Origin of the sequence: Mesorhizobium sp. C372A (genome assembly GCF_030323245.1) — a bacterium.
Lineage (GTDB): Bacteria > Pseudomonadota > Alphaproteobacteria > Rhizobiales > Rhizobiaceae > Mesorhizobium.
On the sequence record NZ_CP100475.1, the window covers coordinates 5596602 to 5609023 of the forward strand.

At 63.6% G+C, this 12422-nt stretch carries 16 protein-coding genes, 2 tRNA genes and 1 pseudogene; 8 read left to right on the forward strand and 11 right to left on the reverse strand.

All coding sequences use genetic code 11. From position 1 onward, the window contains the following. Nucleotides 1–32 precede the first annotated feature (32 nt). Nucleotides 33–109: transfer RNA gene (locus NLY42_RS26995), tRNA-Arg, on the reverse strand. Between the two features lie 60 nt (nt 110–169). Next, the gene (locus NLY42_RS27000) at nt 170–475 is read right to left on the reverse strand and encodes an ETC complex I subunit (RefSeq protein WP_023670294.1); all 306 of its coding nucleotides are present in this window, start codon (nt 473–475) and stop codon (nt 170–172) included. A 173-nt stretch (nt 476–648) separates the two neighbouring features. Between NLY42_RS27000 and NLY42_RS27005 the strand changes: the two genes are divergently transcribed. The 4 genes from NLY42_RS27005 to NLY42_RS27020 all read left to right on the forward strand — a co-directional run bounded on the left by NLY42_RS27005 (nt 649) and on the right by NLY42_RS27020 (nt 2960). Continuing rightward, complete coding sequence (locus NLY42_RS27005; protein ID WP_023711887.1) at nt 649–1833, forward strand: flavin-containing monooxygenase; 1185 nt, start codon at nt 649–651, stop codon at nt 1831–1833. A gap of 51 nt (nt 1834–1884) precedes the next feature. Then, nucleotides 1885–1961 (forward strand) — tRNA-Pro (locus tag NLY42_RS27010). Nucleotides 1962–2138: 177 nt separating this feature from the next. Then, entirely contained in the window at nt 2139–2450 is a 312-nt protein-coding gene (locus NLY42_RS27015; RefSeq protein ID WP_023754692.1) for a hypothetical protein, read from the forward strand. A gap of 249 nt (nt 2451–2699) precedes the next feature. Beyond that, entirely contained in the window at nt 2700–2960 is a 261-nt protein-coding gene (locus tag NLY42_RS27020) for a hypothetical protein (RefSeq protein ID WP_023701878.1), read from the forward strand. Nucleotides 2961–2968: 8 nt separating this feature from the next. Here NLY42_RS27020 and NLY42_RS27025 read toward each other — a convergent pair whose 3' ends face one another. From NLY42_RS27025 to NLY42_RS27045, 5 genes and pseudogenes are all read right to left on the reverse strand, one after another. Then, the gene (locus tag NLY42_RS27025; protein ID WP_023701879.1) at nt 2969–3352 is read right to left on the reverse strand and encodes a type II toxin-antitoxin system VapC family toxin; all 384 of its coding nucleotides are present in this window, start codon (nt 3350–3352) and stop codon (nt 2969–2971) included. Continuing rightward, nucleotides 3349–3606, reverse strand: a complete 258-nt coding sequence (locus tag NLY42_RS27030; protein WP_023701880.1) for a type II toxin-antitoxin system Phd/YefM family antitoxin — start codon at nt 3604–3606, stop codon at nt 3349–3351. The genes NLY42_RS27025 and NLY42_RS27030 overlap by 4 nt, the downstream gene beginning before the upstream one ends. 320 nt (nt 3607–3926) lie before the next feature. Further along, nucleotides 3927–4631, reverse strand: coding sequence for a DnaA regulatory inactivator HdaA (gene hdaA, locus NLY42_RS27035; protein ID WP_023754693.1), 705 nt, complete (start codon nt 4629–4631; stop codon nt 3927–3929). A gap of 2 nt (nt 4632–4633) precedes the next feature. Further along, a complete protein-coding gene (locus NLY42_RS27040) occupies nt 4634–5818 on the reverse strand; it encodes an AI-2E family transporter (protein ID WP_023754694.1) in 1185 nt (394 codons plus the stop codon). Beyond that, nucleotides 5790–6282 (reverse strand): annotated as a pseudogene (locus NLY42_RS27045) (CDP-alcohol phosphatidyltransferase family protein). The gene NLY42_RS27040 and the pseudogene NLY42_RS27045 overlap by 29 nt, the downstream one beginning before the upstream one ends. On the opposite strand from NLY42_RS27045, the gene NLY42_RS27050 reads away from it, so the two are divergent. The 4 genes from NLY42_RS27050 to NLY42_RS27065 all read left to right on the forward strand — a co-directional run bounded on the left by NLY42_RS27050 (nt 6184) and on the right by NLY42_RS27065 (nt 8835). Further along, the gene (locus NLY42_RS27050) at nt 6184–6405 is read left to right on the forward strand and encodes a hypothetical protein (RefSeq protein ID WP_023754695.1); all 222 of its coding nucleotides are present in this window, start codon (nt 6184–6186) and stop codon (nt 6403–6405) included. The pseudogene NLY42_RS27045 and the gene NLY42_RS27050 sit on opposite strands and share 99 nt — an antisense overlap. A 115-nt stretch (nt 6406–6520) precedes the next feature. After that, complete coding sequence (purM, locus tag NLY42_RS27055; RefSeq protein WP_023684760.1) at nt 6521–7600, forward strand: phosphoribosylformylglycinamidine cyclo-ligase; 1080 nt, start codon at nt 6521–6523, stop codon at nt 7598–7600. Then, nucleotides 7597–8304 carry a phosphoribosylglycinamide formyltransferase gene (gene purN, locus NLY42_RS27060; protein ID WP_023754696.1) on the forward strand — a complete coding sequence of 236 codons (708 nt, stop codon included), beginning with the start codon at nt 7597–7599 and terminating at the stop codon, nt 8302–8304. The genes purM and purN overlap by 4 nt, the downstream gene beginning before the upstream one ends. A 6-nt stretch (nt 8305–8310) precedes the next feature. Next, the gene (locus NLY42_RS27065; protein WP_023705321.1) at nt 8311–8835 is read left to right on the forward strand and encodes a SixA phosphatase family protein; all 525 of its coding nucleotides are present in this window, start codon (nt 8311–8313) and stop codon (nt 8833–8835) included. A gap of 190 nt (nt 8836–9025) precedes the next feature. Here the strand turns inward: NLY42_RS27065 and NLY42_RS27070 are convergent, their stop codons facing one another. From NLY42_RS27070 to NLY42_RS27085, 4 genes are all read right to left on the reverse strand, one after another. Continuing rightward, nucleotides 9026–9262, reverse strand: a complete 237-nt coding sequence (locus tag NLY42_RS27070) for a DUF680 domain-containing protein (RefSeq protein WP_023754697.1) — start codon at nt 9260–9262, stop codon at nt 9026–9028. A 238-nt stretch (nt 9263–9500) separates the two neighbouring features. Next, a complete protein-coding gene (gene dapB, locus NLY42_RS27075; RefSeq protein ID WP_023754698.1) occupies nt 9501–10274 on the reverse strand; it encodes a 4-hydroxy-tetrahydrodipicolinate reductase in 774 nt (257 codons plus the stop codon). A 63-nt stretch (nt 10275–10337) separates the two neighbouring features. Next, entirely contained in the window at nt 10338–11141 is an 804-nt protein-coding gene (gene speB / locus NLY42_RS27080; RefSeq protein ID WP_023684756.1) for an agmatinase, read from the reverse strand. 96 nt (nt 11142–11237) lie between these two features. Then, the gene (locus NLY42_RS27085) at nt 11238–12410 is read right to left on the reverse strand and encodes an amidohydrolase (protein ID WP_023754699.1); all 1173 of its coding nucleotides are present in this window, start codon (nt 12408–12410) and stop codon (nt 11238–11240) included. Between the last annotated feature and the right edge of the window lie 12 nt (nt 12411–12422).

A 12422-nucleotide genomic window follows, 5' to 3' on the forward strand; every position in this document is an offset into this window, starting at 1 on the left:
GTAACCTATGTGTCCGGAAAACCCGGCAAAATTGGCGATCCCGACAGGATTCGAACCTGTGACCATCGGCTTAGAAGGCCGGTGCTCTATCCAGCTGAGCTACGGGACCGCTGGCCGGCATTTGATATCTTGGCCGGCTGGTGTCTATGTGCCAGGCGCTGACCGCCGGTCAATGCGTCCAGGGTATCCTGCGGTCATAGCGGAAATTTTCCGCATAGGAAATCTGCCGGCGCTTGGTCTCTTTCGGCTCCTCGACACGGAAGGCCAGGCCCTGCTTTTCGGCATAGGCCACCGCCTCTTCCCTGGTGTCGAAGGTCAGCCTGATCTGGCTCAGCATGTCGCCCGATGTGGTGTAGCCCATCAGCGGGTCGATCTTCTTGCGTTGGGCGGGATCGAATTCCAGCACCCAATGGCCGGTCTTGGCCTTGCCGGACTGCATCGCGGTTTTGGCTGGGCTGAAAATTCGCGCGGACATGGGCACCTCGTAGCTGCGTTGGCGGTAGCGCCGCCTTATTTCAGTCAATACTGTGCAACACTGCCGACGGCAAGGCCGAAGCGGCCTGCAACCAGGCCGCTTCGGCAGCGGCATCGGCCCGATACACTGGCGTAGCATCAAAAGTCATGGTCATGATGGCGACACAAAGAGGCATGGACGCAGGGATTTTGCACGCCGAGGCCGACAGCCAAGCGATTTTCGACGGCGCGATCGTGATCGGCGCCGGGGCAGCCGGCTTGACCGCAGCCCATGCGCTGCTCAAGACCGGCGTGCCTGTGATGGTGTTGGAAAAGGAAGCCCGGCTGGCCGAGCCATGGCACGGGCGGCACGAGCGACTGCATCTCAACACGCATCGCGACCTTTCGGCGCTGCCGGGCGTTTCCTTTCCTGCCGGCACCCCTGCCTTTCCGCACCGAAACACCATCATCGGCCATTTGAACGAATTCCACGCCATGCACCGGCTGCCGGTCGAGTTCGGCATTGCGGTCGAGGAGATAGGCTTCGAGGGCGACCACTGGCTTGTGCGGACCAGTGCCGGGCCGCGGCTGGCGCGCCATGTCGTCATCGCCACCGGGCGCGACCGGCAGCCCTTCATCCCGGCCTGGAAAGGCATGAAGGCCTTTGCCGGACGCATCATCCATTCGGCCGCATTCGGCGACGCCAAGGCCTATGCGGGCAAGAAAGTGCTGGTCGTCGGCGCCGGCAATTCCGGCTTCGACGTGCTCAATCACCTGGCGGCAGCCGGCACGGGACAGATCTGGCTGTCGGCGCGCAACGGTCCGGCACTGCTGCCCAAGCGCCTCGGCCAGATCGCCGTCCACCGGTTTTCGCCGATCCTGGCGCGGCTGCCGTTCAAGCTCGCCGATGCGGTGATGGCGGCGACGCAGCGATGGGCCTTCGGCGACCTCACGGCCTACGGCCTGCCGCCGACGCCTTCGGGCGGCGCAAGCCGGCTGGCGTCGGATTATACCGCCATCGCCACCGATGACGGCGCCGTCGATGCCATCAAGGACCGCAGGATCATCGTGCTGCCAACCGTGCGGGAATTTACCGGCGACACGGTCGTTTTCGACGATGGCGCGACGATCCAGCCCGATATCGTCATCGCCGCGACCGGCTACCGCACCGGGCTCGAGGCCATGCTGGGCAAGCTCGGCGTGCTCGACCAAAAGGGCGTGCCGCTGTTCAACGGCGCCGACAGCGACCCGAAACTGCCGGGCCTGTGGTTCACCGGCATGCGGCCAAGCATCCGCGGCTGCTTCGCCAATGCTCGCATCCAGGCCAAGGCGATCGCAGCCAGGATTGCGCGGGAGCGCAGACCGCCAAGCCCCGTTTGATGTTTTAGGGGTTGCGCGACAGGGTCCGGAACCGTATACGCCGCAGGGCCTCGGAGTGTAGCGCAGCCTGGTAGCGCATCTGGTTTGGGACCAGAGGGTCGGGAGTTCGAATCTCTCCACTCCGACCATTTTTTCCCACAAAGCCAGTCCTTGCCCAAGGTCACTCCCAAGGTCGCCATTGGCTGCCTCGCCGGTAGCGCATGGCGGCACGCATTGCCCAAGCAGCAGCCGCTCGCCGATCGGACCCTACATTGGAACACCAGTTCGCTCCGAGAGTTGTGTATGTTCAACCCAAGGAGCAAACAATGAAAACCCTTCTCATCGTCTCCATGATCGCGTTCGCCGGAACGGCGGCTTTGATCGCACCGGCGCAAGCCGCCAGTCTGACTATCCAGTCCGATGACGACGATCAATATTCGTCCGACGATGGCGATATACAGGTTCTTCGCCATCACCAGCGCCACAAAGACTATAGCGACGACTATGGCGACGACTACAGCGACAACCAGGATGGCCAATGGCGGCGCCACCACCGCCATCACCGCTGCCATATCGAACTGGTCAGGCACTGGCGCCATCACCACAGGGTCGTCGAAGAGGTCAGGGTCTGCGGCTGATCCGATCGCTTTGGACCTGCTACGGCCGAGTTGGCGACCGGAGCACCAATCTGACCTAAAGCGCGTCTCATTTGAACGGACTCACGCGACGCGCTTGAGGTCTTGTTTGATGCATGCGGTTCTCTCAAAACCGGGGCCACTTGAGCGACATGCATCAGGCGCCCGTGTCATCGAACAGCATCCCTTCGGCGGGTTTGGCTGAAAATGGACGCAGGGATAATCCCCTCGCTTCCAAAGGGGAGATTCTGGATGCTTGGTCTCGAGGCATGGCTTTCGCTGATTGGCCCTGCGTACTTCGCTTACATCGGCATCACGGTTCCGTTCGTCGTCGTCTGGGCCATTATCTGTGCGGCCCTGTGGATCTGGAACAACCGGCCGAGCAAGAGGCAAGGCCCTCCCCGCTCGTGGCCCGCCAGCGTGCTGTTCTTTGTCGTCGTTGCCGCGTGCTACGTGGCAGCGCATACGGTGGTCTATCTGCTGGTCCGGTATCTGGCGGCGTTGTGGGCATAAACGTAGCTCTATAGAGCGCTCTCGATATCGGTCTTCGAAAAATCGTCGCCAACATAGAGCAAGCGGCAGGCTCGATCCTTTGCCACTTCATAGGCAAAGCAATCGCCGAAATTGAGCCCGGCCGGATGAATACCCTTGCCCCATTTCCCATACGCCTCGGCTATGCGCCGGCCAGAGGCTGGTGTCACCGCCGTGACCTCGAAGCCGAGCCCGCCGATCAGGCCGGCCATTTCCTCACCGACATTGCGCCTGTCCGCCACGATCAGCGCCTCGGCCACTGTGCCAGCCGAGATCAAAATATCGTCTTCGGCTTCCAGCGCCGCTATGCAGGCACTGGATTGAGGTTCGGCAAGAACGATCGCCATCAGGGCCGAGGTATCGACCACGATCATTCGGGCAGGCCATCGTCGCCATAGAGGAAGTCCTGGCTCCGCGCGGCATCCGACCCGGTCTTTGCCTTGGCAGCGCCGGATGCTCGCATTGCCTCCAGTAATGCCCGGCGGCTTTTCCTGTCAGGGACAGCCTTCATGGGAACAAGGCGCACGGCTGCATGACCATGACGGGTCAGGATAACTTCATCACCCGCCTCGGCACGACGGACCAGTTCGGTGAGCTGCCCCTTGGCGTCTGTAACGGATACCTGCATTGACCACTCCTTTATGGACCATGCTCTGGTCCATATTCAAGAAGTAGACCATCTAATGGTCCATTTCAATGCAGGACGATAAGATCTTGCGGTTTGGTGAAGTCTGAATGACAGCTGGCGCGCAATCGTAGGCCTTGCGGCGATTCTATCTGAAGGTAAGCTCGCCGGGCGAGAACCCCAATCATCACTCCCGGCGAGCCTACAACCCGATCAGGAACGCGATCAGGACCGGGGTCAGCCGGCAAACGCAGTGTTGCAAGATGGGTGCCAGAGGTTTCTTCTCGAAATGGGACAGGAGCGGAGTCTTCTCCTTCCACTGCCTACACCTCGAACTCGCCCTGCCCTTCGTCCATTGCGCTGACGGTTTCGGCGGCGAGCGCCCTGGTGATCGGCGTCTTGCGCTCGAGCGCGGTGCGGTCGAGGCGCTCGACCACGCGCATGGCGGTGGCCAGCGAGCGCTCGATGCGGCGCACCAGATATTGCACGACATGCGGCTCGACCTCGACCTGGCGGTCGGCGAAGAGTTTGGTGATGACACCGGCCAGAAGCAAATCGTCCGGCTCATGGATCTCGACGGTTGCCGCCGCCTTCAGCCGCGAGGCAAGATCGGGCAACGTCACCCTCCAGGCGGCGGGGAAGCGCCGCGCCGTCAACAGCAAGGTGGCCCCGGCGCCGCGCACTTCATTGATGAGATGGAACAGGCCCGCCTCGTCGATGGCTGTCGTGTCGACATCGTCGATCAGCGCGGGCCTGCCGCCAAGCCCGGTGATGGCATTGCCGATGCGCTGGGCATCGACCGCCACAGCGTTGGCCCGCGCCTGCCAGATCGAGCCCAGATGTGTCTTGCCGGAACCGGCCGGGCCAGCGAGCACGATCACCGGCGACGGCCAGTCCGGCCAGCGATCGACAAGGGCTGCCGCCTCGCGGTTGGTGGCCGACACCACCAGTTCGTCGCGCGAGTAGCCGGTGCCGTGGCCAAGGTCGAGCGGCAGTTGGCGCGGCGGTTCGGTCTTATGATCCGTCACGTTCAGCCGCGCGGCGAGCGGTGGCCGCCGCCGCGATCGGCAGGCAGCGGCGGGACTGGCTCGGTGGAGTGTCCCTTGTAGAGCGGCGATTCGAGATAGCGGGCAATGGCAAAGCGCACCAGCACGGCAACCGCCGCCGAAGCAGGAACGGCGATCAAAAGGCCGACGAAGCCGAACAGGGCGCCGAAAGCGAACAGCGCAAACATCAGCCAGACCGGGTGCAGGCCGACGCTTTTTCCGACCAATCTGGGCTGCAGGATGTTGCCTTCGATGAACTGGCCGATGAAGAACACCACGGCGACAGCAACGATCATGGTCCAGTCCGGCCAGAACTGGACGAAGGCGACGCCGACGGCCAGGACCAGTCCGGTCAGCGAGCCGACATAAGGGATGAACGAGATCAGCCCGGCGAAGAGGCCGATGAGGATGGCGAAATTCAGCCCGGTCAGCGTCAGGCCGGTGGCATACATGCCGCCGAGCACCAGGCACAGCGTGCCCTGGCCGCGCACGAAGCCGGCGGTCGCGGTGTTGATGTCCCTGGAGATCGCCCTGACCGTCCCGACATAATCGCGCGGCACCCAGCTGTCGACGACCGCCACCATGCGATCCCAGTCGAGCAGCATGTAGAAAGCGACAACCGGAGTGACCACGAACAGGCTGACCACCGACACCAGAGCAACGCCAGAACTCCAGATCGAGGTGAAGACGGTGCTCAGCAGGCCGAAACCGGAAGTGAGCAGCGAATTCAGCCCGTCGCGCAGGCCATTGGCATTGACGCCGAATTTCTGCTCCAGCCATTTCGGATCGAAGCTGGTGATCAGCGACTGCAGCCGGGTCAGATATTCCGGCAGCTTGCTGGCGAAATCGGCCATCTGCGTGGCCAGTACCGGAACCAGGATGACGAAGGCCAGCACCAAAAGGACGATGAAGGCAATCAGGATGACCACCGTCGCCATCAGCCGGGAGAGGCCGAGGCGTTGCAGCCGGTCGGCGACCGGGTCGAGAAAATAGGCCAGCACCATGCCGGCAACGAACGGCAACAGGATGCTGGAAAAAATGTAGAGGAACAGCGCCAGGAAGATTGCCGTGCCCAGCCAGAAGAAAATCTGGCGGCGAAACGCCAGGGACGCAGCCGCGTCTGCTAACGCGGCAGTCTTGTCAACTACCCGGGGTGGAGCCTTCGCCATAGCCGCTCATATGCCTCAGCCAAGCCACGAGATAGGCCGCGGCCGAAGCCACGGTCAAGACCCCGGACAGCAATATGAGCGCAGGCCTGAGCGGGTCGAGGTGGAGGCCAAGGGCAAGTTCGCCCAGCACCACGGCGCCAGCACGATCTGGGCGGCGGTGTTGGCCTACGACACATAGAGCGGCTTCATCTCGACCGGATGCGCCATGACCGTGGACAAAAGCACGGCGCAGATGATCAGCGCATCGCGTGACACCATGGTCACCACCAGCCACAGCGGCAATTGCCCGATGAAGCCCATGACCACGAACACCGAGACCAGAAGCACCTTGTCGGCCATCGGATCGAGATAGGCGCCGAGTTCGAATGCTGGTTGAAGCGGCGGGCGATGAAGCCGTCGACGCCATCAGCAATTCCGGCAACGAGAAATCCGGCAAAGGCCCAGTCCCAGCGCATGTTCAGCATCGCCAGCACCAGCACGAAGCGCAGGATGGTGATGAGGTTGGGAATGGTCAAGGGCATGTCCCGCCATGCTTGTTCTGCAGATCGATGATGGAGATGGATTGTGGCTGCAAGGACCAGCGGTGAAGGGGCGACTGTCCACGTATTTATCTTGGGCAAAAGCCCGGTATCCTGTCGTCATCCTTGCCCCCCGAAACCATTCATGCGAAGAGCCGCCGAGGGAAACAGGGATGCGCCGACGATGAGCAAGGGCGACCGGGCCAAGCGCAAGAACGGGCTCACCTATGCCGAGGCGGGCGTCGACATCGATGCCGGCAACCTCATGGTCGAGAAGATCAAGCCGCTGGTGCGCGCGACGCGCCGGCCGGGCGCCGATGGCGAGATCGGCGGTTTTGGCGGCCTGTTCGACCTCAAGGCGGCGGGTTTCACGGATCCGGTGCTGGTTGCCGCCAATGACGGCGTCGGCACCAAGCTGAAGATCGCCATCGATGCCGGCAAGCACGACACGATCGGCATCGACCTCGTCGCCATGTGCGTCAACGACATCGTCGTGCAGGGCGCCGAGCCACTGTTCTTCCTCGACTATTTCGCCACCGGCAAGCTCGACCCCGACCAGGGGGCGGCAATCGTCGGCGGCATAGCAATCGGCTGCCGACAGGCCGGCTGCGCGCTGATCGGCGGCGAGACCGCCGAAATGCCCGGCATGTATAACGACAAGGATTACGACCTTGCCGGTTTCGCCGTCGGTGCTGCCGAACGCGGCCAGTTGCTGCCGACCGACGATATCGTCGAAGGCGACGTGCTGCTTGGCCTGGCTTCCTCGGGCCTGCATTCCAATGGCTTTTCGCTGGTGCGGCGCATCGTTGGCGTCAGCGGGCTTGCCTGGAGCGATCCGGCGCCGTTCAACGATGAGGCGACGCTGGCCGAAGCGCTGCTCGAGCCGACCCGCATCTATGTGAAGTCGATCTTGAAGGCGATCCGCAACACGCATGGCATCAAGGCGCTGGCCCATATCACCGGCGGCGGCTTTCCCGAAAACATTCCGCGCGTCCTGCCGAAGGACTTTTCCGCAGAACTCGATCTCAATGCCATCGATGTGCCGCCGGTGTTTTCCTGGCTGGCGAAGACTGGCGGCGTGGCGCCGGAGGAGATGATGCGCACCTTCAACTGCGGCATCGGCATGATCCTCGTCGTCGCCTCCGGCCAGGCGGCACAGGTCGCAGCCGTGCTGCAGGAGGCCGGCGAGACTGTGACGCCGATCGGCCGCATCGTTCCGCGCCGCGACGCCGGCGTCATCTATCGGGGCTCGATCGGCCTATGAGCAGGAAACGCACGGTTGTTCTGATCTCGGGACGCGGCTCCAACATGACGGCGCTGATCGCGGCGGCCAGCGACCCGGCCTATCCGGCCGAGATCGTTGGCGTCATTTCCGACCGGGCCAACGCCGCCGGCCTCGGCATCGCGGCCGCGCGCGGTATCCCGACCAAGGTCATCGTGCGCGCCGACCATGCCAGCAAGGAAGCCCATGATGCGGCGATCGACGCCGCGCTGATTGCATTCAACGCCGAGATCGTGGCGCTGGCCGGCTATCTGCGCATCCTGTCCCGCGGCCTGGTCGAGAAGTGGCAGGGGCGCATGATCAACATCCACCCTGCCCTGCTGCCGGCCTTCAAAGGGCTCGATACGCATGCGCGCGCCCTGCGCGCCGGCATTCGCATTCATGGCTGCACGGTGCATTTCGTCACATCAGAGATGGATGACGGCCCGATCATCGCGCAGGCAGCGGTGCCGGTGATGGTCGGCGACAACGAAGACACGTTGGCCGCCAGAGTGCTGAAGGCCGAGCACCGGCTTTATGCGCTGGCGCTCGGGCTGGTCGCCGACGGCAAGGCGCACATGGAAGGCGGTCGCACCGTGCTGGCACATTTCGCCGACGATGCCGAAAACGGAACTTCCGTGGTGATGGCGCCCGACCCGCTGCGCGAAGAGCGCGATCTCGAACATCTGGCGCGGATCACGCCGTAGGCCGACATGGCGACACCGAGACAATTGCTCCTGCTGCGCCACGCCAAGTCGAGCTGGGACGACCCGGCGCTTGCTGATTTCGACCGGCCGCTCGGGCCGCGCGGGCTGAAGACGGCGCCGCTGATGGGGCGCGAACTGGCCCGGCGCAGTTGGCTGCCTGACCTGGCGCTGGTGTCGCCGGCGCTGCGTACGCGCGAGACATGGCGGCTGGTCTCGGCGGAACTGTCGGCGAGCGTAACGGTGGAGTTCGCCGAGGCGCTTTTCGAAGCCACGGCTGGCGACATTCTGGCCGAGCTGCAGCAGGCAGTCGCATCGGCTAGCTGTCTCCTGGTGCTCGGCCATAATCCCGGCCTGGAGGACTTTGCCCGCCGGCTCGCCGGTCCGCGATCGGGTGTGGCTGCTCTCAGGAAACTTGAAGAGAAATTCCCGACCGGCGCCCTTGCCCGCTTTGTCATCGACGGCGACTGGGCGGATCTCGGCTTCGGCGCGGCCCGGTTGACGCATTGCATCAAGCCGAAGGATCTAAGCTAGACCAAGCTGCTAACGGGCTAGCCGCAGGTGACAGCCGCAAACCGTGTTTTGAAAAGACCACGGCCAAACAAGGAGATAGGACCCGCTGCTGGCGGATTGATTCAAGATCTTTGCGGCCCGAGTCAATTGCATAAACCAAGAGCGGTGGGCCAGGCCCACCGCTCTTTGTGGTCGTAGATTTCTCAGAAAATCAACGACCCCAGATGCCCTGGCCGGATTCCGGCTGGTTCGAGTCGCCTTTGATCGGGAAATCGCCGAGGCTGGCCGGCTTGCGGATCGAGGCGGTATAACTGTGATCGATGTTGCCGGCGGGCGCTGCCACAGCAGGCTGGTTGACGCCGTCGGAGCCGTAGTGGTCGCTGCCTGCGAAAGCGGTGCCGGTGGCAAGGAGGATGGCAGCAGCAGCGGTAAGTGCGATCTTGGTCATTTCAGGTAATCCAGATTTTTCAGTTCTGTCCGTCAAGTGGCGTGCCTTGGGAGGAATTCGCGTCGCTCGGACCACCCCGAAATGGGTGTGCGTTGCTGCCATTGCCAATCACAAAAATGTGCGAACCGAACCGTTCGGTTCGGTCTTGGAAGGCGCCGAATGGCGTAGTTGTTGCTATATTCTATTCTCCAGGCGGCTCCGACCTCGCAACGCCCCTCGTTGCGTTATCCCTTACATCTCAAAAGGTCGTGAAGCCCAGTACGTCGCGCATGTCGTATTCGCGGGGCGGCCGGACGGCGACCCAGCGTGCGGCCGCAATGGCGCCGCGCGCGAACATCGAGCGGTCGCCAGCTGAATGCGAGAGCGTAAGCGTTTCGCCCTCACCGAGGAAGCTCACGCAGTGCTCGCCGACGATGCTGCCGCCGCGCAGCACGGCAAAGCCGATCTCGCCGGCAGGGCGTGGACCTGTAAGGCCGTCGCGGATGCTTTTCGCCACATCGTCCAGCCTGACGCCATGTCCGCGAGCGGCCGCCTCGCCCAGCATCAGCGCCGTGCCCGACGGTGCGTCGACCTTCATGCGGTGATGCGCTTCCAGGATCTCGATGTCGGCGGCGGGACCAAGTGCTCGCGCCGCCTGTTCGACCAGCCCAGCCAGCATGTTGAGCCCCAGCGAGTAGCTGCCTGAGCGAACGATGGCGACGGACTTCGAAGCAGCAGCGATGGCGGCGAGATCGGCCGGCTCGAAGCCGGTCGAGCCGATGACCAGCGCCGGGCCGCCGCGGGCCGCGCAAGCTTGTGCAAGATCGACGGAGGCCGAAGGCGTGGTGAAATCGATGACGACATCCGCAAGCGCCAGTGCTTCGTCGCGCTCGACCAGCCCCTCACCGATGCTGCCCGGCCTGTGAAAGCGGGCGACGAGCGCCAGCCTGGGATCGGTCTCGACGGCCAGCGCCATCTCCCTGCCCATGCGGCCGAGCGCACCGGCTATGGCTAACTTCAACAGATGCGGCATGGCGGCTTTCACTGGAAATGCGAGTCACAACAATGATCTATCATGCCGCCCTGCCAGATTGGTTCAGCCGGCGCCATGGGTCTTGAGCATCATGCCGGCGATCTCCTTGACCAGCTTGGCGGCAACCAGCGCAGTGAGATTGGAGACATCCTGGCTTGCATTGTATTCGACGACATCGGCGCCGACGATGGGCTGGTCGATCCGCTGGATCAGGTTGATCACTTGCCGGGTTGTAAGACCACCGGGTTCGCGGTGCGACACGCCGGGCGCACAAGCCGGGTCGAGGCCGTCGAGATCGACCGAGAGATAGACCGGCGTCTTGAGATCGAGCTGCAGATCCTCGCTGAAATGCCGCGCCTCGATCATTTCGACGCCGAAGCGCTTGAGCTGGTCACGAAGCTCATCATTGAGGGTGCGCAGGCCGATCTGGATCAGCCGGTCAGCCAGCCCCTCCTCCAGGATGCGCGCGAAGGACGAGGTGTGGGACCGCCTGTTGCCCTGATAGGCATCGTAGATGTCGGGATGGGCGTCGATCTGGACGATCGTTAGCCTGGCATGGCGGCGGCGCACGGCACGCAGCACCGGCCAGGCGATGGCATGATCGCCGCCGAGGCTGATCAACGGGTGGCCGGCATCCAGCGCGCGGCCGACCTCGGCCTCGATTCGCTCCCACGGATCGCCGGCGCCTGAAAAGTCGATGTCGCCGTGGTCGACGAAACTGTCCGCCACATCGAAGCCGGTTTCGCTCCACGAGCTGTGCGCGTCGCTTTTGAGTTCGCGCCGGATCAGGGCCGGCGCTGCAGCCGCGCCCTTGAGATAGGACGAGTTCTCGTCATGTGGTATTCCCAGAAGCGAAACCCTGGTCATCGGCGTGCGATCTCCGGCAACAGGCAATCTCCCTAAACCCGGCATCTGGCTGGCGATAGCAGTGCCGCTTGGGCCAGTTGCGAAGGCGATCAGGCGTCACTTCCCGATCGCGCCGCCCAGTCTTTGCCTGACGATCGCGATATGGAAATCCGTGCCGTGCAACAGCCCGTCATCGTTGAAGTCGTAGCTGGAATTGTGCAGCGGCGGCGAGGTCTCGCCATTGCCGAGAAAGACGAAGCAGCCCGGTACGTGATCGAGGAAGCGGGCGAAATCCTCCGAGGCGGTCATCGGCTCCGCCGCGATGCTGGCGGCGCCATAGGCCAGCACGCGCCTTGCGGCGACAAAGGCCGCGTCCACCAGGTCGGCATCGTTCTGCAGCGGCACGAATTCCCTGCTATAGGTCACGTCGGCGGTGACATTGTAGGCAGCGGCGGTGCCCGCCGCGATGACCCGCATCTGGCGCTCGATCTCGGCGCTGACCTCGGGACGAAAACTGCGGGCGTCACCGAGGATGCGGGCGAGGCCGGGCAATGCGTTGCGGGTGCCGTCGGTGATCAGCTCGGTCACCGAAACCACCGAAATGTCGGCGGGACTCAGCCGGCGCGAGACGATGGTTTGCAGATTGGTTACCAGCGCGCAGGCGGCGACCAGCGTCTCGTTCCCGGAATGTGGACGCGCCGCATGGCCGCCGATCCCCTTGAGCACGATCTCGAAATTGTCCTCCGCCGACATGAACGGGCCGGCACGGGTCTCGAAATGTCCAATGGGCAGGCCCGGCATGTTGTGCAGGCCAAAGATCTCGTCGAAGGGGAAGCGCTGCAGCAGCCCGTCATCGAGCATTGCCAGCGCGCCCTTGCCCCACTCCTCGGCCGGCTGGAAAACGAAACGCACGGTGCCGTCGAAACCGCCCTCGGCGGCGAGCAGCTTTGCCGCGCCGAGCAGCATGGTGGTGTGGCCGTCATGGCCGCAGGCATGCATGATGCCGGGGTTCTGCGAGCCATAGGCTGTCGCGGACTGCTCGGTGATCCGCAGCGCATCCATGTCGGCCCTGAGCGCAATCGCCCGGTTGCCGCTGCCGCGCTTCAATGTGCCGACGATGCCGGTGCCGCCGACCCCCTCTGCAACGTCGTCCAGCCCGAATTCGCGCAGCTTCGCGGCGACGAAGGCGGCGGTGCGCTTTTCTTCGAAGCCGAACTCGGGATGCGCGTGCAAGTCGCGCCGCCAGCCGGTCATTTCCTGCTTCAGCACATCACGATCGAGCTCAGCCATTTTCTCCCCGAC